Source organism: Planococcus sp. SSTMD024, assembly GCF_041320495.1.
Classification (GTDB): Bacteria; Bacillota; Bacilli; order Bacillales_A; family Planococcaceae; genus Planococcus.
On sequence record NZ_JBGGNS010000022.1, the window covers coordinates 1098633 to 1120834 of the forward strand.

The window sequence follows — 22202 nt, forward strand, 5'->3', positions numbered from 1 at the left end:
GGATGATTAAAATGAGAACCATCACTTTGGCAAATGGCGAAACCGTCGAAGTCGAATGCTTGAGCTGTGCGTTGGTGAATGGCTTGATCGAACCCGAAGGCGGCGTGGTGGTAGAGACAGAGCATTTCCATGCCCATCAGGATGTGGCTTATCCAATCCCTGGCTTGATCATTCTCGCCTCGAAGCGCCATTTGAAAAGCCTGGATGAATTGACGGAAGAAGAACGTCTCGATTACATCGCGATCCTTTCGGAAATCCGCAAAGCACAGCGCGACATCCTTGGCATCGAGTCGGTCTATTATTTCTATAATGAAGACACGACACATCATTTCCATACGTGGATGGTGCCGCGCTATGAATGGATGTACGAGTTCGGGCGTTCCGTCGAATCACTGCGGCCAGTGCTTTTGCATGCGCGAACTGAAATGAACGATAAAACGAACCTAAGGAATGTCAGGCGGGCGATTGCAGCTTTGACGAAAGAACTGAAGCGATGAATAAAGTGAAAATCTTCGATGCCCATCTGCATATTATCGACCCCCGATTCCCGTTGACCGAAAATCAAGGCTATTTGCCGCCTGCATTCACCGTTTCTGATTATCTTCAATCCGTAAAAGGGTTTGAGGTGACCGGTGGGGTGATCGTGTCGGGATCGTTCCAAGGCTTTGACCAATCGTATTTACTCGATGCGCTCGAAACGCTCGGCGCCCGGTTTGCCGGCGTGACGCAATTGCCGGCGGACACATCGGATGAAGAAATCCTGGAGCTTCACAAAAAAGGCGTACGGGCTGTGCGGTTTAATGTGAAGCGCGGCGGTTCGGAAACCATCGAGCGGCTCGATCATTTCGCGAGGCGTGTCCATGATATCGCCGGATGGCACGCCGAGCTGTACATCGATTCAAACGATCTCGAGGAGCTGAAAGACACAATCAGCCAGTTGCCGTCGGTTTCCATCGATCATCTCGGTTTGTCAAAAGCGGGATTTCCAGATGTCTTGAAGCTAGTAGACCAAGGCGTGAAGGTGAAAGCGACCGGATTCGGCCGAATTGATTTTGATCCGTCTGACGCAGTCCGGGCCATCCATGAAATTGATCCGGAGGCGCTGTTGTTTGGCACCGACCTTCCGTCGACACGAGCAAAAACACCTTTCCGGGCAAGTGATGTGACAATTATCCAAGAAACTTTGGGCGGCACAGAAGCGGAAAAGGTGCTCTATCTGAATGCATTGAAATGGTATGGAATTGAATAAGGTCTATCTCGAGCGAGCAACCTGTCCATCCGGCAGGTTGCTGGCTTTTTTTGTGCAAAAAGCCCTTGTGCTTTACGTTAACGTCAATGCTAGACTGGAATTATCACAACAATCAGACAAAGTGAGGGGGCAGCAGATGAAGTCGATACGTGAAGCCGCAGAGGAATTCGGGGTGACCACGCGGACGATCCGTTATTACGAGGAACTGGGCATGCTCAAGCCCGAGCGGACGGGTTCCAATAAGCGGCTGTTTTCGAATGCCGAAATCGCGAAACTCAAGCTCATCGACCGGGGCAAGAAATACGGTTTCACATTGGAGGAAATCAAGGAAATGGTGTTGTTGTTCGATGCTGACCGCTCGGGCAGGAAACAGCTTGAACGCACGATCGAATACGGCCAGAAGCAAATACAGGAAATGGAGCGCCGCATCGAGGAGCTTGAAAAGACGAAACAGGAGATGGAGTCTTTGCTTGGGGAGTTTAACGAGAAATTATCGAAACTGAAGGGGATGGAAAAATGAATATTTCACAATTGCTGGAGCGTAATGCACGGAAATACCCGGAACAAGAGACGCTGGTCGGGATGGGGCAGCGCTTGACGTTCCAAGAAGTGGATAAGACTGTAAATAATTTGGCGCACGCGCTGTTGAAACGAGGCATCGGCAAAGGAGATAAAATCGTCCTGTTCATGCCGAATGTGCCGGAATTCGTGATGACGTATTTCGCTGCGCAACGCATCAATGCGGTGATCGTGCCGATCAGCGCAAAACTCGGGCCAAAAGAAATCGGCTATATCTTGGAACATTCGGATGCCAAAGCGCTTTTTGCCCACGAATTGATATTTGATGCCGTGATGGAGTCGGAAACAGACGGGTTGCTGACGGTTAAGACCGGGCAAGCAGTGCCAGGATGGGAAGCATTCGCTGATTTGGCAGCTGTAGAGGAAGCGGAAAAGCTAACTTCCGATGCACAGGACGACGAGCCGTCGACAATCCTGTATACATCCGGCACGACCGGCAAACCAAAAGGCGTCCTGTTCAGCCACCGCAATGTGCTGACGGTCGCGCAAATGATCTGCGTCGAAATGGAAATGAAGCCCGACAGCCGCCTGCTGCACATGATGCCGCTCAGCCATTCCGCACCGCTCCATCTGTTTTTGGTGGCCGGGATGATCGTCGGCGCAAAGCATGTGCTCGTCCCGACATTCACGCCGGACTTGTTGCTTGATACGGTCGAAGGGGAACGGACGACGCATTTCTTCGGAGCGCCGGTCGCTTATCTCATGACCGCCAAGCATCCGGATATCGCTAAGCGTGATTTGTCTTCGATGAAATGGTGGATTTACGGAAGCGCTCCGTTATCTGCGGGCGAAGTGAAATTCGTCCAGGAATCATTCCGCACGAATAATTTAGTCTGCGTGTACGGCTTGACAGAAGCAGGGCCGAGCGGAACCTTGATGACCGGTCCGGAACACGCAGAAAAAGCGGGAAGCATCGGGAAACGCGCCGCGCTCCATACTGAAATCCGAATTGTAAATCCAGACGGGCAGGACGTGGCTGCGGGTGAAGTCGGGGAGATCCTGCTGCGCGGCGAAGGCAATATGCTCGGCTATTACAAGAACGAGGAAGCGACGAAAGAAACCTTTATTGGCGATTGGCTGAAAACCGGCGACTTGGCGAAATTCGATGAGGACGGATTTATTTGGGTCGTCGACCGCAAGAAGGATTTGATTATATCAGGCGGCGTCAATATATATCCGAAAGAAATCGAGGAAGTGCTGCTGGAGCATCCGGACATCCACGAAACGGCGGTGATCGGCGTGCCGCACGCGGAATGGGGCGAAACCGTGAAAGCGTATTTCGCCGCCTCGCGTGAATTGAGCGCAGACGAAATCAAGTCGTTCGCCGAAAAGGAGCTGGCAGGCTATAAAGTGCCGAAGCTCATCGAACAAGTCGAAGCTTTGCCGCGCAACGCCTCCGGCAAGATCCTCAAGCAGCCGCTGCGGGAAGGAAGTGTTTAAATGGTCGTCTTAAAAGGTGCCGCACCAAGCGGCGAACGCAATTTCTATACAAATGACGAGACCTTGAAAAAGATTTTGGCACAGCAATTGCCGGAGGATTTTTTCCGCTATGCAGAACGCGAGCTGCAAGCATTCGGGAAGCTCGCTGCAGGCGACATCGATGAACGCGCGCGCCATACCGACCGGGAAGGTGCGCCGAAACTCGAGAAATACAACCGGCTCGGCGAAGACATTTCGCACGTATGGGTCAACGAAGGCTATAAAAAGACAGTCGATGAAACCTACAGGACCGGAATCGTCGGTTACATCCACAAAGAGATTCCGGAACTCGAAAGAAAAGGCAATTACGTCTACAGTTTTGCGCAAGGGTATTTACTAGCGCAATCGGAACCCGGCTTTTACTGCCCGGTCACTTTGACGATGGCGACGGCTTATCTGCTTGACCATTACGCAGATGAAGCGCTGAAAGAAAGGTTCCTTCCGCATGTCTGTGCGACGGGCGATACGGAACTGTTTGAAGGCGCGACCTTCCTGACCGAACGCCAAGGCGGTTCAGACGTCGGGGCGAATGTCGTGCAGGCGCTTGAAACCGATGATGGATACCGCTTGTATGGAGAAAAATATTTCGCGTCGAATGCCGGCATGGCGGGTGTCGCGATGGTGCTCGCCCGCAGGCAGGGAGCACCGGAAGGGTCGAAAGGGCTGACGTTGTTCGCGGTGCCGTGGAAAGTGGACGGCGAACTGAACGGCATCAGGATCCGCCGCTTGAAAGACAAGCTCGGCGTAAGGGCGGTGCCGTCGGGAGAAGTCGAATTCGACGGCGCTAAAGCATATGTCGTCGGTGATCCGAAAAGTGGCCTCAAGTACATGATGGAAGCGTTGAATTTATCGCGCATCTGTAACGCGGTCGCATCGATCGGCATTATGAAACGCGCGCTTGATGAAGCGGCGGAATACGCCGAGCGCCGCAATGCATTCGGCCAAAAGCTCACTGATTTCCCGATGGTGCAGGACAGCCTGATGAAGCTGCGCGCCAAGCAGGAGTTTGAAACGGCGGCGATTTTTGATTTAATCGGTTTGTATGACCGCGTCGCAGCGGGCAGCGCCGCACAAGAAGAACAAGTACTGAACCGCCTGCTCATCGCGATTTTGAAGAAAGAATCAGCGGAACAGGCGATCCATTTCTCTCACGAAGCGATCGAGATGCACGGCGGCAATGGCTATATCGAGGATTTCATAACACCGCGCCTATTGCGCGACGCACAAGTGCTCACCGTTTGGGAAGGTACGGCAAATATTCTTGGGCTCGAGCTGATCCGCCTCGTCAATAAATTATCAGCGCATGAAATATTCATCGACCATATCAAAGGGCGGCTGGCAAAGCTACAGGCGAGCGCTGATGTGGAATTGCTGAAAGAGAAAACCAAAGAGCTTGGTGAGGAGCTGACGGCGTTTGCCGGATTCGATGCCGCCCTGCAAAGCTTTGAAGCGAAGGGCCTGATGAAGAAAATGGCGCAGCTTTTCGAGAACACAGTCGCACTCGAATGGGCTCAAAAACATGGCGGCCTGTATGCGCCGCTATCTGAGGTTTTCACCGAACTGACATGGGACACGAGAACGAGGGGTGGGGAAATGAAAACCGTGAACTATTTTAAAGAAGTGATGGATAAGTAAAAAAAATCACCCGCTGCAATTTTTTGCAGCGGGGAATTTTATGCCGAATAAGCGCTCAGGCATATGATAAGCTTGATGCAGGAGTGGCATTAGCATAACAGCAGAACCTTTTCATTCAGGAAGCGTCCAGTTATTAACAAATTAAAAAAGGGGTGGGCGCATGGGTTTCTGGTATATGCTGTTGTTGTTCGTCGGCATTTGCTTGTTTTTTGCAGGGATCTTGCCGAAAAGAGGGTTTCCGCTCATCGTGAAAATCGGCTTGCTCGTGGGCGGTGCTCTATGCATTGGGTTTTCCTTATTCATGTTCTCGCCAGGCAGCGCGGAAATCATGGCGGATTTGCTTGGCTTATAAATGGAAATGGAGTGGTGTTAAGTGACAAAGATCTACATCATCCGGCATTGTGCCGCAACTGGACAGGAGCCCAAGGCAGCGCTTACGGAAACTGGCATGGCACAAGCTGTGGAATTAGGCGGTTTTTTAAGCGAGGCGGGAATCGAGCGAATCGTCTCGAGCCCCTATACGCGAGCCGTTCAATCGATCGCACCGTTAGCAGAAGCGTTGGCTGTAGAAATCGAAACCGACGAGCGTTTGAAAGAACGGGTCTTGAGTTCAGGAAATCTTACGGATTGGTTCGAGCGCTTGAAGAGCACATTCGATGACCACGATCTTGTGCTTGAAGGCGGCGAATCCAGCAGACAGGCGCTGGACCGTATTTCACAAGTCGTGGGTGAGCTTGAAAAAAGTGGCCAAACAGCAGCAATCGTTACCCACGGTAATATTATGGCCTTGCTTCTGTCGCGTTATGTGGAAGGCTTCGGGTTTGAAGGATGGCGTGCTTTAAGCAATCCGGATGTGTTTGTTTTAACTGATACGCTAGATGGGAAGAGCGGGGAACGATTGTGGAATGAGGACTCTCGATGATTCAAGCGGTGCTGTTTGATTTGGACGGGACCTTGCTCAATCGGGATGCTTCAGTCGTGTCGTTTATCGACGATCAATACGAACGGATGCATGGATCTCTCGGGCATATTCCAAAGGACGTGTATGCCGAGCGCTTTATTGAATTGGACAGGCGGGGCTATGTGTGGAAAGACCGGGTCTATGCTCAATTGATCCAGGAATTTGGAATCGAACAGACAACGATGGAAAATTTATTGGAAGATTATCTCGCCCATTTTCGCTTCCATTGCGTCCCTTTCGATGGGCTTCAAGCAATGCTGGAGAGCTTGAAACAACAAGGCATGAAACTAGGAATCATTTCAAATGGCAAGGGCAAATTCCAGATGGATAATATTAAAGCCTTGGGAATCGAGAAGTGCTTTGATGCAATCTTGATTTCCGAAAGCGAGAATTTAAGAAAGCCGAATCCGCGGATTTTCGATAGAGCGATGGCCCGGTTGAATGTCCTGCCGCCCCAAAGTTTGTTCGTCGGCGATCATCCAACATCGGATGTGGAGGCAGCTAAAAATGCCGGCATGATCGGGGTATGGAAAAAAGATTTTTATTGGAATGAAGCCGAGGCGGATTACGCTATAGATGAGTTGGACGAAGTGAACAGGATCGTCCAAAAGCTAAATGCATAACATCAACTCGTGTTCAGGCTAGGTTTCACCAAACTTGCATAGGGAGTGGCGGAGCATGAAAGCAGTCTTATTATGGGGCAATTTATTGTTCAGCGGGTTTATGGCCATCTCGATTTCCATATTTTTTGCGGAAGGGGCCATCAGTGAGAACTACACAAACGAACGCTTCGTAGCACCTGAGTTCCTCTGGATGATTCCATTGTGGACAGTGGAGGCAATTCTTGTTGTAGTCTATTTCTATAAGAAGAAAGTGCAGACGGTTTCCTATCCTGTCATTTTGTCCATTAACCTCGCGCTGTGGGTGAGCATTTTCCTCAGTGCCTGGCTGTGCCTCCGGTGGGCAGTTCGCGTCCAGTGAGAAAATGAAATACGGTCTCTGAGCATTTTCGTACGCCTTCCGAAACTTGAGCGTTACAATAGGGGAGGTAAAGGAGTGCTTAAAGCTATGACACAAAAAACATTTCAGCAGATTCCTGTGGCCGTGCTCGATTTGGCGCCGATCAATTCGGGCAGCAACGCAACGGAATCATTTGCAAATAGCGTGGAACTTGCGCAGCACGTAGAGAAACTTGGGTTCAACCGTTACTGGCTGGCGGAGCACCACAATATGCCAGGCATCGGCAGCTCGGCGACGTCCGTCTTGATCGGGCATATCGCCGGGAAAACCGACTCGATCCGCGTCGGTTCAGGCGGCATCATGCTGCCAAACCACGCACCGCTGGTCATCGCGGAGCAATTCGGGACGCTTGCGTCATTGTATCCGGACCGCATCGACCTAGGCCTAGGCCGTGCACCCGGCAGCGACCAGGCGACGGCTTATGCCCTGCGTCGCACACTTCACAGCACAGGCGACGAATTCCCTCAGCAAGTGATGGAATTGGAGAATTATTTCTCCGATAAACCGGTCGGCCGCGTCAAAGCGTACCCTGGAACAGGCATGGACATTCCGCTATGGCTCCTCGGGTCGAGCGGATTCAGCGCACAACTCGCTGCGCAAAAAGGCTTGCCGTTTTCATTCGCCAGCCATTTTGCGCCGGACTTTACGATGCAGGCGCTGCAATTGTACCATCAGAATTTCAAACCATCCGCGGCGCTCGACAGCCCGTATGCGATGGTTGGCGTGTCGCTGATCGTAGCGGATACGCAGGAGCGTGCAGAGTGGCTCGCCACATCTTCGCAGCAGCAAATGTTTGCGCTAATGAAAGGTGAACCGACAACGTTTCAGCCGCCGATTGATGACCTCGGGTCGGTGTGGACGCCGCGTGAAATCGTCATGTTCCGCGACAAACTGAAATCCGAATCGATGATCGTCGGAACGCCGGAAATAGTACGCGAAAAACTTGCCGCATTTGTCTCGAAAACCCGCGCCAACGAAGTCATCGTCAATTCACCGATTTTTTATCAGGAAGATCGCCTGCATTCTTATTCGTTGCTTGCGGACATGATGGAATAACAAAAGCACCAGCCATGAGCTGGTGCTTTTTTTCAATAGAAAATCCCCCTCCGGATAAGGAGGGGGAGCCATCAGTGAAGGTCTTGGGATTTGGCTTCGTCGTGCTTCATGATTTGCCTTTCGATGTCTTCATCGTTCCGTGCATAGTCCGGGCCGCCTTCGCCGATCATGTTCAAAATCGAATCGAATTCCTCGGCGAGCCAATCCCTCAATTCCTTCGGTTCGGTGTCTTCATCGATTCTTGCGTAGTCCGGGCCGCCTTCGCCAATCATGTTCAAAATTGCATTGAACTCTTCATCGAGCCGCAATTCGACTTCTTTTCGTTCCACCCATTTGCGCTCCATGACATTATCCTCCTTTTGTTAAAATCGCAAGAACGACGGACCCTCTCTATTTTCACTTTCCATTATACAGAGTATTCTGTCTTTTTAATATTAATTTGACTTAAAGGACTGGAACGATTTTTGACGAATGGAATCATTAAGGGAAGGGGCGTGGCAAGAGTGGAAAATGCAATTAAACAACTGATTGTCGAGTGTTCCGGCCGTGTTAGTGTGGCAGTGCACTCCCATTCAGGACGCGTCTGCATCAATAGCGAAGTTTCGATGCAGGCAGCCAGTACGGTCAAATTGGCCCTGTTATTCGAAGCGTGCAGGCAAATCGGAAACGGCACCTTGTCGGGTGGCCAGAAGGTTGCATTCGGGGGCACAACGACCGGCGGAGCTGGCATATTGGACCATATGGATTCTCTTAAAGAATTGGCCTTGTGGGATGTATTGACTTTGATGATCATCGTTTCCGATAATGCCGCCTCCAATGCGGTGCTGGATTTGCTTGGGAAAGACCTTGTCAATAAGGCGTGCAGTGATCTCGGAATGAAGAATACAGCAATCGAGCGCAACTTCATGGATTTTGAAGCGGCTGAAAAAGGGCTCGACAACCGGACCAGTGCCAGCGATATGGTTCGGTTAATGGAAGCGTTCGCCAGGCCAGGCATCTTGCCGGAACGCGAACGTCAACGTGCCATGGATATTTTGGGCAAGCAGCAAAGCCGAAAACTGACTGCAGCAATCGAAGAAGAGGAAGTGCAATTTTACGGAAAAGCCGGCGAACTGGCTGGCCTGCAGGCGGATGCCGGGATTTTTGGGCAAGGCAAAAGTTTCATCATCGCTGCGGTCTTTGTGGAAGGGGCAGATCATCCGCTCGATGCCTGTCAATTGATTGCGAAGATCGGTCTGTTGATCCATCAGCACATGAAGCTTAAGGTTTAACCCCCAAAAAATCCCCCTGGCGAACTTCCATCCAGGGGGATTCAGGCTTATTCAGCTAAATACTGTTGCATCGATTCAAAAAAGCGCGAAGATGTTTCTTCGGACCATTCGGGGTACGCCGATTCCGGATCTTCTGGAATGGTATAGGCAAGCTCGGTCCGCAAGTCATCCGTCAAGGCCATCTTTTGGCGAGGCCCATCCGGCGTCAGCCAATTGAATTGCGCGCGGCGATTGGCGTTGGCGAATTGAACCCAGTCGGTTTCGGTTTCAGTGGAGTCGAACAGCGTTTCGCTTGAAATGAGCATCCAGCTTTCGCTTTGGTGTTTCGGCGGGAGCCACAAGCTCTTTTCCATCACGCCTTCTTCGACCGGGAAGTCATAGATCTCATGGCGCAGTTCCTGCACGCGTTCACCGTTTCCGAGCGACAAGCCGCGGGAAACATAGATATTGCCTTGCAGCGTTTCGGTATCTGCGCTGCGAATGACGCCAAATGGATTGCGCGTCGCATCGGTGCCGTAAGTTTCTTCCTCTTGCTGCAACATCGGTTCTTCGTTCCAGCGTGTCACTTCAGCATCGGCCATGCCGCTGCGGTTCATGGAGAACGTGAACGGCATCCAACCGGTATTTTCGGCTTTGTCGAAGAGGAGGACATCGCCGTTCGGCAAAGTTTCCTCGGTGATGGACAGCGAGCCGACCGACAGTGTGAGGAATGTCAGCGGGTAGACTTCAGTCGTGACATTCCCGTCGGTTTCCGTCTGGGCTTCGCCGAGCGTGATAAAGGTCGGCTTGTCGATGCTGAGTTCAACGTCCTGATACGTATAAAGGGTTTCCTCATTTTTTAAAAACATGACCGCTGTAAAGATGATCAGCGCCATGAAAAACAAAGTAATGATCAATATGGCAAGCTTTCTGAACAAAATTTCCACCTCAAATTTCGGGTATTTCCTGCATTACCGATTATAGCACGGGGACAGGCCGAAAATGGGCGAGAGTTTTGAGCATCACATGAACGTTTCTGGTTACAGCACTTTATCTAAAAAGTCACGTGCGCGTTCGCTCGACGGATGTTTGAAAAAGTTTTCGGGTTCGCCTTCTTCCACAAGGACGCCGTGGTCCAAAAATAAAACACGGTCTGCGACTTCACGGGCAAAGCCCATTTCGTGCGTGACGACGATCATCGTCATGCCGGATTTCGCGAGATCTTTCATGACTTCGAGCACTTCCTTGACCATTTCCGGATCGAGAGCGGAAGTGGGCTCATCGAACAGCATGAGTTCCGGTTCCATGGCGAGTGCGCGCGCGATGGCGACGCGCTGCTTCTGGCCGCCCGACAAACTGTTCGGGTAGGCATCGGCTTTTTGCGCCAAGCCGACGCGCTCAAGCAATTGGCGTGCCTTTTCTTCAGCGTCGTTTTTTTTGACGCCTTTTGCTTTCATCGGGGCATACATCAAATTTTCCCGCACCGTCATATGGGGGAAGAGGTGGAAATGCTGGAACACCATGCCGATTTGCTGTCGGATTTTATGAATCTCTTTTTTGGAAGCGGTCAAGTTCTTGCCGTTGATTTCAATCGCACCGGAAGTCGGCGTCTCCAGTAAATTCAAGCAGCGCAGGAAAGTCGATTTACCGGAACCGGACGGGCCGATGATCGCAACGACTTCGCCTTTTTGGATGCTGGTTGTAATATCGCTCAATACGAGGTTGTTTCCGAATTGTTTCGATAAGGCTTGTACATCAATCACTAAGCTTCAATCTCCTTTCGACCATGCGCCCGATGACAGTGAGTCCCATAACGAGGCACCAATAGATGACACCGACAAACAATAGCGGTTCAAAATTACGGAACAAGTCCGCCCCGACCACTTGGGCACGGCGCATCAAGTCCAGATAGCCGATCGTCGAAACGATGGCGGATTCTTTCGTCAACGTGATGAATTCATTCATTAAGGCAGGCAGGATGTTCTTCAGCGCTTGCGGCAGGATAATGTCTTTCATCATGGCGCTGTAAGGGACGCCAAGGGCTTGCGCTGCTTCCAGCTGGCCTTTGTCGACTGCCTGGATGCCGGCGCGGATGATTTCCGAGATATACGCGGAGGAATTCAAACCGAACGCGAGAATTGCCGATAGAAACGGCGAGATGTCATAGCCGGTCAATTGCGGAATTGAATAATAAATGATCATCAGCTGCAAGATAAGCGGCGTGCCGCGAAAAATCGACGTATAGGAATCGGCGAACCATCTCAGCGGTTTCACCGATCCGATTTTAAAGAGTGCCAGCAAGGTTCCAAGAATGGAACCGAGAATGATCGCGAAGAAGACGAATTTTAAGGTCACCCAAATCCCTTCAAGCATGAAGGGGATATACGGGACGATTTGTGAGAAATCAAGATTCATAACAGTTCCAACTCTTTTCTAAAGGCGAATTTTACTGCTCGTCTGTGAGCCATTTTTCTTTCAGTTCATCGAGCTTGCCGCTCTCTTCCATTTCAGCAAGGACAGCATTCACTTCTTCCACCAACTCGCTGCCTTTCGGGAAAGCTACCGCCATGCCAGGAGAAGCGGTCGTCGGGTCATCGAATGCATCGAGCCCTTGTGCTTCGATATAGCCGAGTGCGACTTGCTTATCCATATAAGCGGCATCGATGCGGCCGGACAGGATTTCTTGAATCAATGCGCCGGAATCATCGAGCGCCTTCAGTTCGAAATCGATCGCTTCATCCTCAATGATGCTCTTTGCGCCTTCTTCCTGGATCGTGCCGAGCTGTACGCCAACTGTCAATCCTTCCAGATCTTCAAGCGTTTCGAGACCTGAACCTTTTTGGGAAACGAACATTTCACCGGAATGGTTATATTCCGTCGAGAAATCAACGTTTTCCTTGCGGGCATCCGTTGCGGACATGCCGGCCAAGACCAGGTCGACGCGGTCATTTTGCAGAGCGCCGATCAAGCCGTCGAATTTCATGTCGGTGATTTTCAGTTCAACGCCGAGTTCATCTGCGATATAATTGGCAAGGTCGATATCAAAACCGACGATGTCGCCTTGCGGATTGCGTGATTCAAACGGGGCGAACTCAGCGGATGTGCCCATTTCCAATACCTCTTTTTGTTCGGCAGCTCCAGCGCCTGTTTCTTCTTGGCCGCAAGCTGTCAAAAGAAGCGCTGTAGCGCCGCCTGCAAGTAAATATGATTTTTTCATAATAATTCCCTCCGTCGTATGTTTATTCGATAAAATGAATCTTAACACGGAGAACTGTTAAGTAAAAGAGTTTTTATACATATTAATGAATATTTATTAATTCAAATAGTTCAGAAAATTGGAGTGTGGACAGATGAAAACTTTGCTTTTAACAGGATTTGAACCTTTCTTGGAATACGCGGTAAACCCGACGATGAGGATTGCGGAGAAATTGGACGCCGAACAGATTGGCGGATACCGTATCATCAGCCGCATCTTGCCGGTCGATTTTAACCGTTCAGGCGATTTGATCGTGCAATGGGTCGACGAGCTGAAGCCCGATGCGGTCGTTTCTTTGGGGCTCGCAGCTGGCCGCTACAAGATCACGCCGGAGCGTGTCGCGTTGAATGTCAAAGACGGCGATGTGGATAATGAAGGCTACCAGCCGGTCGGTGAACCGATTTCCGTACAAGGGCCTGATGCGTATCTGTCGACTTTGCCGGTGCGCAGGATGACGGAAGCTCTGCTTCAAGCGGGCCTCCCAGCGGAAATCTCCAATACAGCTGGTGCATATCTATGCAATAACATTATGTATGAAGGTCTTCGTTATGCCGCCATGAACAAGCCGGAGATGCTGTCGGGCTTTATTCATATCCCGGCAGACCATCAGCTGGCGATCGAGCACGGAAAGCTGCCGAGCTGGTCGCATGAAGATTTGTTGCGCGGTGTGCGAATTTGTTTGGAAACGATGGCTGAAGAAGGATCATAAAAATTGAAAAGACAGGGCCTTGGAGCTCTGTCTTTTTATTGTGAGCAGTAATAGATGAAAAAAGGCTTTGCAGCAAAATCTTGAACATTCTTATTGAATATAATGGCATTTTTAGTGAATTGCAGTAGGATAGTTTTAACAGGATATTTAGAAGAAGGGGTGCCTTATGCTTGAAACGGAGCAGCTGACGAAAAAGTTCAAAGACACCGTCGCAGTCGACGATGTGAGCCTGGTGCTCAATCGAGGGGAATCGGTCGGGCTGTTGGGTCCGAATGGGGCTGGAAAATCTACGGCGATCGCCATGATTTCCACGTTGATGAAGCCGAGCTCCGGCGATGTCCGGCTTAACGGCAAGAGCGTATTAAAAAAACCGGATGACATGCGCCGTGTGCTTGGCGTCGTTCCTCAAAAAATCGCTTTGTATGAAGAGTTGAGTGCTTATGAGAACTTGAAATTTTTCGGCCGGCTTTACGGCTTGTCGGGAAACAAGCTCGAACAACGCATCGAGTATGTGTTGGAACTTGTCGGTTTAGCAGACCGGAAACAAGAGCTGGTCAAAAATTATTCAGGAGGCATGCAGCGGAGAGTCAACCTGGCGGCAGCGATGATGCATGAACCCGAAGTGCTTATTATGGACGAACCGACTGTCGGCATCGATCCCCAATCTCGCAACCACTTATTAGAGACAATCCGCAAGCTCAACCGGGACGAAGGGATGACGGTCCTGTACACAAGCCATTACATGGAGGAAGTTGAAAAGCTCTGCGACCGGGTTTACGTTATGGATCACGGCAAGGTCATCGCGGAAGGAACGAAAGAAGAACTGAAAGCGATCTTGTCGGATCAGGAAACGGTACTGATTGAATTTGACCAGAATTATCCGGAGCTCTTCACGAAACTCAGCGAAATAGAGGGAGTGCAACACGCGACAGTCGAGGGCCAAAGCTTGAAGTTGATCATCCCGAGAGGAACCAGAATGCTTGCGGCTTTGTTCCACGAAGCAGAGCGCTACGGCGCGCAAGTAATCAACGTCAATGTCCAGACGCCGACACTTGAAGATGTCTTCTTGCGTTTGACCGGACGGAAATTAAGGGACTGAGGAGGGAGCATTATGGGCGCTTTTCTAATAAAAGACATCATGCTATTGCTCCGCGACCGTTCCGAACTGTTGATTCTTTTGGCTATGCCTTTTTTGCTCATTGCCATTCTTGGCTTTTCGTTGCGCGGCATTTTTTCAGGGGATTTGGAAGCTTTGGAAATGGACATCGCATTAGTGTCAGAAGAAGACGAAGCGCAGGCAGTCGCATCGATCCAGAGCGAAATCGGGGAAATGGGGCTGCCGCCAGAACAAGCACAGGCACTCAAACAAGCGGCTGAATCGGCCAGCCCGCAAACGATGCTCGTCTCGCTTCTCGAAGATGAAAATTTGAGTGAATTGGTAACGGTCGAACGGATGGGCCGGGTGCAGGCGCAAGAAAGCCTGGAGAAAGAAACCGTAGATGCCGTTATCACCTTGCCGCAAGGGTTTACGCGGGATTCCTTGAGGAATATGCTGTTCGGCGAAAGTTCAGGCGGTGAAATTGAATTGCTGGCAGCGGATTTATCATCGCCGCAAACGGATGTCCTTGATTCCATCCTCAATGAATTTGTACGCACCGTGAATTTTGAAGCTTCGATCTCCAGGCTGTCAGGACAGGAATCAGCAGCGGAAGTATCCGGCGGCATCGAAACAATCACCGCACGGGAGCCGATAACTTCGTTCCAATATTATACGATCGGCATGGCGGTCATGTTCGTACTCTTTGTCGGATCCACGATCGCTGGGCAGGCGAACATGGAACAAAAACAAATGGTCTTTGACCGCATCCGTTTGTCGAACCGCTCGCCGCTGCTGTATTTAAGCAGCAAAGCCATCGCCGCCGCGGCAATCGTATTCGTACAGCTCACCTTGCTGTTCAGCTTATCGGCGCTATTGTTCCGGACCTTCGCAGCTGATTCCTGGACTTTTTGGTCGGGGATCGCCATCATTTCCATTACACTGGCATCAGCGGTCGGCTGTCTCGCCGCTTTAATGGTCGCTATAACATTGAGGCTTGAAAGCGATGCCGTGCCGGCGATTTTCTCTGGCGGCGTCATTTCCCTGATGGCATTTGTCGGCGGCAGTTTTATGCCGCTTGACGGCATGCCGGAACTGCTTCGCGCGATCGGCAATTGGACTCCGAACGGTGCGGCGCTATCCGCCTATTTTTCCTGGTTATTGGAACCGGATCTCGGCCAGTTGACAGGTCCGCTCATGCGGATTGCGGTCGTGGCAGCGGTATTTTTGCTTATGGCACTCGCTCTATTTCCGAGAAAGGGGGGAGCGGCATGAAAGCTGTGTTCTTATTGCAATGGCGCCGTTTTTACCGAAAACCTTTGCTCGTTTTGGCGATGTTCGGGCTGACCGTTATTTTCGTCTCCGTTACAGCGGCAGGAGGGCAAAGCGGACCGCAAACGATACCGGTTTATGCCGATGAATCGATGAATGAGCTAAGGGCGCAAACGTGGCTTGAGCGCTTGAACGGCGGAGATCAATTCCAGTTTGAATTAATGGCCGAATCTGAAGCTCGTTCGTATGTAGCGGAAGGCGATGTCTCGCAAGCGGTCAACTTGCTTGAGGCCGATTATCGTTTGCTTGTCGGCAGGGAAGACCCGGCGCGTTTTGCCTTGGATTCGTTTTTGCGCCGCATCTATTCAGAAGAATTGCGCTTGGAAAAGGCGCAACAGACAACGCCAGGGATCAGGGCAGAGATGGAATCTTCATTGGCGGAGCCGGCGTTGACGCTTAAGGTCGAATCGCTGCAAGGGCAAGGCGACAGTTTTCAATACAATGGGCAGCTCCAGCTATTGTTTGGCATGACTTTATTCTTTGTCATTTATACGATCATGTTCAGCCTGTTGCGCATCGTGGATGAAAAGAGAACGGGAACGTGGAGCCGGATGATTATTTCACCGGTCCGGAAATGGCAGATGTATCTGGGCCATCTCGGGTATAGTTTTTTGATCGGGTTCTCCCAGATTACGCTTATCTTCTTGTTGTTCCGCTTTGCGTTCGGTTTTGAGCTGGGGGACCGGTTCTGGCTATTGATCGCCATTGCGGCATGTTATACATTTTCCATCGTCGCGCTCGGGCTGTTGATTATCTCGCTCATTACTAAGCCGCAGCAGCTTGGCGCTGTCATTCCGATTGTCGCGACGGGGATGGCGATGGTTGGCGGTGCGTTCTGGCCGATTGAGCTGGTGACCAATGAAATCCTGCTGGCACTATCGAAAGCATTGCCCATCACATATGGCTTGCAGGCGTTAACGAGTGTCGCCGTCTACGGTAACGGCCTGCAGGCGGTCGCGATGCCACTATTGCTGCTCCTTGGTTTCGGCAGCATCTGCATGGCGATGGCCATCCGTCTAATGGAATGGCGCAGCGCCTCATAATAAAAAAGAATCGCTATGTGCGATTCTTTTTTAGATAATTTCCCAGTTGCGTTCAGAGGCGAGCGCGCGGAGGCGGGCTTCTGGGCGAACAGCGACCGGGTTGCCGACAAGTTCCAGCACCGGCACGTCTGACAGGCTGTCGCCGTAAGCATAGCTATTATCCCAATCGATCGTTTCATTTCCGAGTGCTTCCAAGATTTTCTCGGTTTTGAGCGGTCCCTGGATATGGACAACTGGTGTTTTATGGTCGAGAATATCCGCTTCGTAAGGAACTTCCGTGCCGATGATTTTCTCGATCGGTAATTCTTTCGTCACGGCATGCAAGAGCGGCGTGAATGCGCCGGAGACAAGCATGCAGTAGTCTTCATTGGAGACATGCTGTTTCAGGCGCTCGACGACTTCGTGGTTGAAATCATCGTGCATGAGCTCGGCGATTTCGCCAAAGTATTCTTCCAGCTCTTGTTTCGAAAAAGTCTCGAGTGCGGCGAGATACGCCTGGACAGAACGGGCCCGCATTTTCGCTTCCGGATAAATCTTCAGTTTATGGCCGATATAAGGCGGCATGATGGCGCGGTAAAATTTGCGGTATCGGCGATTATGAATCGGGTGATTTTTTAAATGGTTCATCATCAATTGAAATGTTTCCTTTGCATATAAAGTGCCATCGAAATCGAATATGGCGACGCGCATAGAATCCCTCCACTTTCATTTTCCTGCTGTTTCCATCATAGCGGAAATCTCCAGTTTTCACCAAGCATGTTTAGCCGTTTTCTTCACAAGGGTATGGAAGGGAAACAATGAAGCTGGAGGGGTAGACATGGCAAAGCAACGAATCACGGTCGGTTACGTTGAATTGACGCAAGACGAATCGGACCGCCTGTTTAATGAAGTGAAAAAATCGAGAGGCATCGACTCTTATGGTGAACTGCAAAGTTTGATGGAAGATTACGATGCGACCGTTGAGGAGCCGGTCAAGCAACCACTCAAAGAAGTCCTTGATGAAGACGAAGCACCAGAAGAACCTTCGCCGCAAGGCATGCGCTATATCAATATCTTCAACGCCATCGAAGCTGATGAAAGCTACCGCATTGAAGCATCGAACCAGGAATGATCGATAGAAAAGGGAGATCCGAAATCGGATCTCCCTTTTTACTATCTATTCGTCTTTATTCGCGATGCAGCGTTCGCATTCATAGATGATCGATTCGCGGCGTTCCTTAATTTCACAACCGCATTCCCGGCATTCTTTGCGTGTACGCGTCTCAAATGTTTGCATGTTTTTCATAGTGATCTCCTCCAGTTGTTAGGTTAGTTTTTCGTACCCTGGCAGCGTCAAGAATTCAGCAAAATCACTTTGCAACGTGAGACTTGTAAACAACTCGCGGGCTTCCGCGTAGTGTCCGGTGTTATAGCGCTGTTCGCCGACCGCTTGTTTGATCAACGCATCTTCTTGTTCGATGGCTTCGTGGAACAAGCTGACGTCGACTTTTCGGCCATCTTCCAGGACGCCTTTCGGATGGCGGATCCATTGCCATACTTGTGAGCGGGAGATTTCCGCTGTCGCTGCATCTTCCATCAAATTATTGATAGGTGCAGCCCCGTTTCCGGAGAGCCAAGAGGCGATATACTGGATGCCGACCGAGATGTTGGAGCGGAGGCCTTCTTCAGTGATCGAGCCTTCCGGTACTTCCACTAATTGCTCCGCTGTCACGTGGACATCGTCGCGCTGTTTATCGATTTGGTTCGGTGTCGGCATGTACTTGTCGAATTGCTCCATCGCCGTCTGGACCATGCCAGGATGGGCGACCCAAGTGCCGTCATGGCCGTCCGTCACTTCACGGCGCTTGTCTTCAGCCACTTTGTTGAAAGCGGCTGTATTCGCTTCGTTATCGCCTTTGACCGGGATCTGGGCAGCCATGCCGCCCATCGCCGGAGCACCTCTTCTGTGGCAAGTTTTGATGCAGAGGGATGTGTAGGCCTTCATGAATGGCACCGTCATCGTCACTTGGGAGCGGTCCGGGAAAATATAATCCGGATTGTTGCGCATCCGCTTAATGACAGAGAAGATATAATCCCAGCGGCCGCAGTTGAGGCCGGCAGAATGGTCGCGCAGTTCGTAAAGGATTTCGTCCATTTCGAATGCCGCCATGATCGTTTCGATCAACACCGTCGCCCGGATCGTGCCTTGCGGAATGCCGAGTTCATCTTGTGCAAAGATGAACACGTCGTTCCAAAGCCGGGCTTCCAAGTGACTCTCAAGCTTCGGCAAATAGAAGTAAGGGCCGGTGCCGCGGTCAATCAGTTCTTTCGCATTGTGGAAAAAGTAAAGCCCAAAATCGACCAGGCTGCCGGAAGTCGGCTTTCCATCAATGAGCAGGTTTTTCTCCGGCAGGTGCCAGCCACGCGGGCGCACCATCAAGACTGCCGTTTTTTCATTCAGCGCATAGTTCTTGCCGGTTTCAGGAGCCGTAAAATCGATTTGGCGGCGTATCGCATCGCGCAAATTGACCTGTCCATCGATAACGTTGAACCAGCTTGGCGCTGTCGCGTCTTCGAGATCCGCCATGAACATCTTCGCGCCGGAGTTCAGCGCGTTGATGAGCATTTTTCGGTTGGTCGGGCCGGTGATTTCCACTCGGCGGTCTTTCATATCTTCCGGAAGGGGAGCGATTTTCCAGTCCCCTTCGCGGATCTCTTTCGTTTCAAGAAGGAAATCGAGCTTTTTGCCGCTATCGAGTTCTTTTTGGCGCACCTGGCGTTTCTCCAGAAGTTCGATTCGACGCTTGTCGAAACGAGTGTGCAGCTTTTCAATGAACTCCAGCGCTTCAGGAGTCAAGATTTCCTCCATGCCTGGAACCGCTTCACCTGTAATCTGTACATTCGATTTCGTAAGCAATCAAATCACCCTTTCGCTGTCTGGAATTGTTCAGTTTCAGTCGACCCTTGCATCGCCGTCGTTGAGCTAGTTCCGCCAGAGACAATTTGCGAGATCTCATCGAAGTAGCCAGTACCCACTTCACGCTGGTGGCGCGTTGCTGTGTAGCCTTTCGATTCTGAAGCGAATTCAGCTTGCTGCAATTTCGAGTAAGCGGCCATGCCGTTGTCTTTGTAATCGTAAGCCAATTCGAACATGCTGTGGTTGAGTGCATGGAAACCGGCAAGCGTAACGAACTGGAATTTGTACCCCATCTTGCCAAGTTCGACTTGGTATTTCGCAATGGTTTCTTCATCAAGCTTCGCAGCCCAGTTGAATGAAGGCGAGCAGTTGTATGCAAGCATCTTGCCAGGGAACTGCGCATGGATCGCATCAGCGAATTGCTGTGCTTCTTCCAAGTTCGGGTGGGACGTTTCGCACCAGATCAAGTCAGCGTATGGTGCGTAAGCAAGGCCGCGTGCAATCGCCTGGTCGATGCCGGCATTTGTGCGGTAGAAGCCTTCCGGTGTGCGTTCGCCTGTGATGAACTGGTGGTCGCGCTCATCGATATCGCTCGTGATCAAATCCGCTGCATCTGCATCCGTGCGGGCGATGATCAGTGTCGGGACACCCATCACGTCAGCTGCAAGTCTAGCAGAGACTAGGTTTTTCACTGCGTTTTGAGTCGGCAGCAATACTTTGCCGCCAAGGTGTCCGCATTTTTTCTCGGAAGCGAGTTGATCTTCAAAGTGGACGCCAGCTGCGCCAGCTTCGATCATCGACTTCATCAATTCGTATACGTTAAGCGGCCCGCCGAAGCCTGCTTCAGCATCCGCTACGATCGGCGCGAACCAGTCGAAGCCTTCTGTGTTTTCAACGCTATCGATTTGGTCTGCACGCTGCAATGCACGGTTGATCTTGCGGACAACATCCGGAACCGAGTTAACCGGGTACAAGCTTTGGTCGGGGTACATCTGGCCTGCGGAGTTCGCATCCGCTGCTACTTGCCAGCCGCTCAAGTAAATCGCTTGAAGCCCGGCTTTCACTTGCTGCACTGCCTGGTTGCCGGTAAGTGCGCCGAGAGCGTTTACGAAAGGCATTTCGTTAATCTGGCGGTAGAGGCGATCTGCACCACGTTTTGCAAGTGTATGCTCGATCATGACCGATCCGCGGAGTTTGACGACATCTTCCGCTGTATATGGACGCTCGATGTTTTCCCAGCGTTTATCTTCCTGCCATGCTTTGTTCAATTCCTCGATTTGCTGTTGTTTGTTTACCATTCCAACCATCCCTTTCCGGTGTAAAATATTTTTTAAAATCAACTGTATTAATACAGTTTGTTTTGATGTATATTAATATATAACAGAATATTCAGCCTGTCCTGAAAAAATGACAAAAGCCGGTATGGGCGGACAAAAGGCAGAATATTCGGATGAATGGACTTGAAAGGGGAAATGGCTATGGCAAACACTGTACTGGAACAGGTAGGATTCATCATCGGGGACTGGATTCCGAAAGAGGCGTCGATCGCGGTTGCGGCCGATAATCAGTATATCTACTATAAAGCCGGGGTCCACGATCTCTCCATTAAAGAAGGGCAACCGGTATCATCCGGCACCATCGCGGCACGCGTCGCAAAAGAAGGCCGCAAAGTCGAAATGTATGTCGAAGAAGCGGTCCTTGGATCCGCTTATTACGGCATCGGCTATCCGATCACCATCGATGACCGGGAGGCGGTGCTGGTCATCACTTTGCCGCCGGATTATGTGGTCGGCAGAAAAAAGCCGCTTGCCTTTTTGACTGGCAAACAAGATGACAGTTGGCGCCCAGTCCCCGTAGAGAAAGTATCCCATATCGAAAGCAGCCAAAAGAAAACCTGGTTCTATGCAGAAGAAGATTCATATTGTGCGAGCCATACATTAAAGAACTTGAAAGAACAACTGCCCGACTATTTCCTGACCGTCCATCGTTCATTTATCGTCAACGTGCATTATATAGAAGAAATCGCAAAAGACATCGCGTCGAATTATGTGTTGACTTTACGCGACGGCTCGACGATTCCCGTCAGCCAAAACTACACAGCCGAGGTGCGCAGCCGGCTCGGATTTTAACAATCTTTACAATGCGTTCGGCAGGAAATGGGGAAGTCAAGTGGAATACACTATGCAGAACGTAAAATGCGGGGAAAGGTGGAGGCTGATATGACAATTTGGCCTAAATCAAAGCTCGGCAATATTTCCGTTGTCTTCACGGTCGTCCCATTATTGTTGGCATTGGTTATTGCCCTTGCCGGTGCATTCCAGGAGTTGCCGCTGGCGTTTGAGGGGGAGATGTCCGACAACCTGCTCTTGACGTTTCTGCTGCTGATGTCCCTTGCGTCCTTTGTTGTCGCACTCCTTTCCGGCATCACTTCGATGTTGGTCCGGAGGGAACGTTCCATGGCAGTCATTGCCGCGATCGTTGTCTCCATCATCGCGCTCGTCGTTTCTTGGAGCTGGTGGGTATAAGTTTCTTCCATATAAAAAAGCCGTTGAAGAAATAGACTAACACAGTAAAATGAGACACTATAAAACACCTTCGAGATGGTACACTTACCACAAGTACTGAAATCGGAGGTGTTTTT

The 22202-nt window shown here is 50.8% G+C and carries 27 protein-coding genes; 18 read left to right on the plus strand and 9 right to left on the minus strand.

What is annotated here, in order from left to right; all coding sequences use genetic code 11:
• Nucleotides 1-11 precede the first annotated feature (11 nt).
• The 10 genes from AB9R92_RS14105 (at nt 12) to AB9R92_RS14150 (ending at nt 7979) form a co-directional block, all read left to right on the plus strand.
• Nucleotides 12-497 carry an HIT family protein gene (locus AB9R92_RS14105; protein ID WP_370670058.1) on the plus strand — a complete coding sequence of 162 codons (486 nt, stop codon included), beginning with the start codon at nt 12-14 and terminating at the stop codon, nt 495-497.
• 5 nt (nt 498-502) lie between these two features.
• Complete coding sequence (locus AB9R92_RS14110; RefSeq protein ID WP_370670117.1) at nt 503-1249, plus strand: amidohydrolase family protein; 747 nt, start codon at nt 503-505, stop codon at nt 1247-1249.
• 136 nt (nt 1250-1385) lie between these two features.
• A complete protein-coding gene (locus AB9R92_RS14115) occupies nt 1386-1769 on the plus strand; it encodes a MerR family transcriptional regulator (protein ID WP_370670059.1) in 384 nt (127 codons plus the stop codon).
• Entirely contained in the window at nt 1766-3268 is a 1503-nt protein-coding gene (locus AB9R92_RS14120) for a class I adenylate-forming enzyme family protein (protein ID WP_370670060.1), read from the plus strand. The genes AB9R92_RS14115 and AB9R92_RS14120 overlap by 4 nt, the downstream gene beginning before the upstream one ends.
• Complete coding sequence (locus AB9R92_RS14125) at nt 3269-4942, plus strand: acyl-CoA dehydrogenase family protein (protein ID WP_370670061.1); 1674 nt, start codon at nt 3269-3271, stop codon at nt 4940-4942.
• A 160-nt stretch (nt 4943-5102) separates the two neighbouring features.
• Nucleotides 5103-5294, plus strand: coding sequence for a hypothetical protein (locus AB9R92_RS14130; protein ID WP_370670062.1), 192 nt, complete (start codon nt 5103-5105; stop codon nt 5292-5294).
• A 21-nt stretch (nt 5295-5315) separates the two neighbouring features.
• The gene (locus AB9R92_RS14135) at nt 5316-5864 is read left to right on the plus strand and encodes a histidine phosphatase family protein (protein WP_370670063.1); all 549 of its coding nucleotides are present in this window, start codon (nt 5316-5318) and stop codon (nt 5862-5864) included.
• Nucleotides 5861-6526, plus strand: a complete 666-nt coding sequence (locus tag AB9R92_RS14140; RefSeq protein ID WP_370670064.1) for an HAD family hydrolase — start codon at nt 5861-5863, stop codon at nt 6524-6526. Before AB9R92_RS14135 ends, AB9R92_RS14140 begins: the two co-directional genes overlap by 4 nt.
• A gap of 55 nt (nt 6527-6581) precedes the next feature.
• A complete protein-coding gene (locus AB9R92_RS14145; protein ID WP_370670065.1) occupies nt 6582-6884 on the plus strand; it encodes a hypothetical protein in 303 nt (100 codons plus the stop codon).
• 87 nt (nt 6885-6971) lie between these two features.
• A complete protein-coding gene (locus AB9R92_RS14150) occupies nt 6972-7979 on the plus strand; it encodes an LLM class flavin-dependent oxidoreductase (protein ID WP_370670066.1) in 1008 nt (335 codons plus the stop codon).
• Nucleotides 7980-8050: 71 nt separating this feature from the next.
• Here AB9R92_RS14150 and AB9R92_RS14155 read toward each other — a convergent pair whose 3' ends face one another.
• Nucleotides 8051-8323 (minus strand): hypothetical protein, encoded by a 273-nt coding sequence (locus tag AB9R92_RS14155; RefSeq protein ID WP_370670067.1) that lies wholly within the window; start codon nt 8321-8323, stop codon nt 8051-8053.
• 159 nt (nt 8324-8482) lie between these two features.
• On the opposite strand from AB9R92_RS14155, the gene AB9R92_RS14160 reads away from it, so the two are divergent.
• Nucleotides 8483-9250, plus strand: a complete 768-nt coding sequence (locus tag AB9R92_RS14160) for a serine hydrolase (protein WP_370670068.1) — start codon at nt 8483-8485, stop codon at nt 9248-9250.
• Between the two features lie 47 nt (nt 9251-9297).
• On the opposite strand, the gene AB9R92_RS14165 is transcribed toward AB9R92_RS14160, so the two are convergent.
• From AB9R92_RS14165 to AB9R92_RS14180, 4 genes are all read right to left on the minus strand, one after another.
• Nucleotides 9298-10167, minus strand: a complete 870-nt coding sequence (locus AB9R92_RS14165) for a hypothetical protein (protein ID WP_370670069.1) — start codon at nt 10165-10167, stop codon at nt 9298-9300.
• Between the two features lie 102 nt (nt 10168-10269).
• Nucleotides 10270-10992, minus strand: a complete 723-nt coding sequence (locus tag AB9R92_RS14170; protein ID WP_370670070.1) for an amino acid ABC transporter ATP-binding protein — start codon at nt 10990-10992, stop codon at nt 10270-10272.
• The gene (locus AB9R92_RS14175; protein WP_370670071.1) at nt 10985-11644 is read right to left on the minus strand and encodes an amino acid ABC transporter permease; all 660 of its coding nucleotides are present in this window, start codon (nt 11642-11644) and stop codon (nt 10985-10987) included. Before AB9R92_RS14175 ends, AB9R92_RS14170 begins: the two co-directional genes overlap by 8 nt.
• A gap of 31 nt (nt 11645-11675) precedes the next feature.
• Nucleotides 11676-12446 (minus strand): ABC transporter substrate-binding protein, encoded by a 771-nt coding sequence (locus AB9R92_RS14180; RefSeq protein WP_370670072.1) that lies wholly within the window; start codon nt 12444-12446, stop codon nt 11676-11678.
• Nucleotides 12447-12579: 133 nt separating this feature from the next.
• Between AB9R92_RS14180 and pcp the strand changes: the two genes are divergently transcribed.
• The 4 genes from pcp to AB9R92_RS14200 all read left to right on the plus strand — a co-directional run bounded on the left by pcp (nt 12580) and on the right by AB9R92_RS14200 (nt 16665).
• Nucleotides 12580-13194 (plus strand): pyroglutamyl-peptidase I, encoded by a 615-nt coding sequence (gene pcp / locus AB9R92_RS14185; protein WP_370670073.1) that lies wholly within the window; start codon nt 12580-12582, stop codon nt 13192-13194.
• Nucleotides 13195-13360: 166 nt separating this feature from the next.
• Entirely contained in the window at nt 13361-14293 is a 933-nt protein-coding gene (locus AB9R92_RS14190) for an ABC transporter ATP-binding protein (RefSeq protein WP_370670074.1), read from the plus strand.
• A 12-nt stretch (nt 14294-14305) separates the two neighbouring features.
• Nucleotides 14306-15565 (plus strand): ABC transporter permease, encoded by a 1260-nt coding sequence (locus AB9R92_RS14195; RefSeq protein ID WP_370670076.1) that lies wholly within the window; start codon nt 14306-14308, stop codon nt 15563-15565.
• Nucleotides 15562-16665 carry an ABC transporter permease gene (locus tag AB9R92_RS14200; RefSeq protein WP_370670078.1) on the plus strand — a complete coding sequence of 368 codons (1104 nt, stop codon included), beginning with the start codon at nt 15562-15564 and terminating at the stop codon, nt 16663-16665. Before AB9R92_RS14195 ends, AB9R92_RS14200 begins: the two co-directional genes overlap by 4 nt.
• A 30-nt stretch (nt 16666-16695) precedes the next feature.
• Here AB9R92_RS14200 and AB9R92_RS14205 read toward each other — a convergent pair whose 3' ends face one another.
• Nucleotides 16696-17355, minus strand: a complete 660-nt coding sequence (locus AB9R92_RS14205; RefSeq protein ID WP_370670079.1) for an HAD family hydrolase — start codon at nt 17353-17355, stop codon at nt 16696-16698.
• Nucleotides 17356-17482: 127 nt separating this feature from the next.
• Between AB9R92_RS14205 and AB9R92_RS14210 the strand changes: the two genes are divergently transcribed.
• A complete protein-coding gene (locus tag AB9R92_RS14210) occupies nt 17483-17776 on the plus strand; it encodes a hypothetical protein (RefSeq protein WP_370670080.1) in 294 nt (97 codons plus the stop codon).
• Nucleotides 17777-17821: 45 nt separating this feature from the next.
• Here the strand turns inward: AB9R92_RS14210 and AB9R92_RS14215 are convergent, their stop codons facing one another.
• Genes AB9R92_RS14215 through aceA form a run of 3 tightly spaced genes read right to left on the minus strand, consistent with a single transcriptional unit; the run spans nt 17822 to nt 20859 of the window.
• Complete coding sequence (locus AB9R92_RS14215) at nt 17822-17950, minus strand: YhfH family protein (protein ID WP_194098862.1); 129 nt, start codon at nt 17948-17950, stop codon at nt 17822-17824.
• An 18-nt stretch (nt 17951-17968) separates the two neighbouring features.
• Complete coding sequence (aceB, locus tag AB9R92_RS14220) at nt 17969-19561, minus strand: malate synthase A (RefSeq protein ID WP_370670081.1); 1593 nt, start codon at nt 19559-19561, stop codon at nt 17969-17971.
• 5 nt (nt 19562-19566) lie between these two features.
• Nucleotides 19567-20859 carry an isocitrate lyase gene (gene aceA / locus AB9R92_RS14225; protein WP_370670082.1) on the minus strand — a complete coding sequence of 431 codons (1293 nt, stop codon included), beginning with the start codon at nt 20857-20859 and terminating at the stop codon, nt 19567-19569.
• Nucleotides 20860-21039: 180 nt separating this feature from the next.
• On the opposite strand from aceA, the gene AB9R92_RS14230 reads away from it, so the two are divergent.
• Together AB9R92_RS14230 and AB9R92_RS14235 are read left to right on the plus strand one after the other, a co-directional pair.
• Entirely contained in the window at nt 21040-21690 is a 651-nt protein-coding gene (locus tag AB9R92_RS14230) for a LytTR family DNA-binding domain-containing protein (RefSeq protein ID WP_370670083.1), read from the plus strand.
• A 90-nt stretch (nt 21691-21780) separates the two neighbouring features.
• Nucleotides 21781-22086, plus strand: coding sequence for a hypothetical protein (locus AB9R92_RS14235; RefSeq protein ID WP_370670084.1), 306 nt, complete (start codon nt 21781-21783; stop codon nt 22084-22086).
• Nucleotides 22087-22202: the final 116 nt, after the last annotated feature.

Bases quoted from the DNA above. Each gene is read 5' to 3' on its own strand.
- AB9R92_RS14120 (WP_370670060.1), top strand. From the start codon at position 1,766: ATGAATATTTCACAATTGCTGGAGCGTAATGCACGGAAATACCCGGAA.
- AB9R92_RS14215 (WP_194098862.1), bottom strand. From the start codon at position 17,950: ATGAAAAACATGCAAACATTTGAGACGCGTACACGCAAAGAATGCCGG.
- AB9R92_RS14155 (WP_370670067.1), bottom strand. From the start codon at position 8,323: ATGGAGCGCAAATGGGTGGAACGAAAAGAAGTCGAATTGCGGCTCGAT.
- AB9R92_RS14150 (WP_370670066.1), top strand. From the start codon at position 6,972: ATGACACAAAAAACATTTCAGCAGATTCCTGTGGCCGTGCTCGATTTG.
- AB9R92_RS14235 (WP_370670084.1), top strand. From the start codon at position 21,781: ATGACAATTTGGCCTAAATCAAAGCTCGGCAATATTTCCGTTGTCTTC.
- AB9R92_RS14105 (WP_370670058.1), top strand. From the start codon at position 12: ATGAGAACCATCACTTTGGCAAATGGCGAAACCGTCGAAGTCGAATGC.
- aceA (WP_370670082.1), bottom strand. From the start codon at position 20,859: ATGGTAAACAAACAACAGCAAATCGAGGAATTGAACAAAGCATGGCAG.
- AB9R92_RS14190 (WP_370670074.1), top strand. From the start codon at position 13,361: ATGCTTGAAACGGAGCAGCTGACGAAAAAGTTCAAAGACACCGTCGCA.
- AB9R92_RS14200 (WP_370670078.1), top strand. From the start codon at position 15,562: ATGAAAGCTGTGTTCTTATTGCAATGGCGCCGTTTTTACCGAAAACCT.
- AB9R92_RS14130 (WP_370670062.1), top strand. From the start codon at position 5,103: ATGGGTTTCTGGTATATGCTGTTGTTGTTCGTCGGCATTTGCTTGTTT.
- AB9R92_RS14210 (WP_370670080.1), top strand. From the start codon at position 17,483: ATGGCAAAGCAACGAATCACGGTCGGTTACGTTGAATTGACGCAAGAC.
- AB9R92_RS14230 (WP_370670083.1), top strand. From the start codon at position 21,040: ATGGCAAACACTGTACTGGAACAGGTAGGATTCATCATCGGGGACTGG.
- AB9R92_RS14180 (WP_370670072.1), bottom strand. From the start codon at position 12,446: ATGAAAAAATCATATTTACTTGCAGGCGGCGCTACAGCGCTTCTTTTG.
- AB9R92_RS14140 (WP_370670064.1), top strand. From the start codon at position 5,861: ATGATTCAAGCGGTGCTGTTTGATTTGGACGGGACCTTGCTCAATCGG.
- AB9R92_RS14145 (WP_370670065.1), top strand. From the start codon at position 6,582: ATGAAAGCAGTCTTATTATGGGGCAATTTATTGTTCAGCGGGTTTATG.
- AB9R92_RS14205 (WP_370670079.1), bottom strand. From the start codon at position 17,355: ATGCGCGTCGCCATATTCGATTTCGATGGCACTTTATATGCAAAGGAA.
- AB9R92_RS14175 (WP_370670071.1), bottom strand. From the start codon at position 11,644: ATGAATCTTGATTTCTCACAAATCGTCCCGTATATCCCCTTCATGCTT.
- pcp (WP_370670073.1), top strand. From the start codon at position 12,580: ATGAAAACTTTGCTTTTAACAGGATTTGAACCTTTCTTGGAATACGCG.
- AB9R92_RS14125 (WP_370670061.1), top strand. From the start codon at position 3,269: ATGGTCGTCTTAAAAGGTGCCGCACCAAGCGGCGAACGCAATTTCTAT.
- AB9R92_RS14195 (WP_370670076.1), top strand. From the start codon at position 14,306: ATGGGCGCTTTTCTAATAAAAGACATCATGCTATTGCTCCGCGACCGT.
- AB9R92_RS14115 (WP_370670059.1), top strand. From the start codon at position 1,386: ATGAAGTCGATACGTGAAGCCGCAGAGGAATTCGGGGTGACCACGCGG.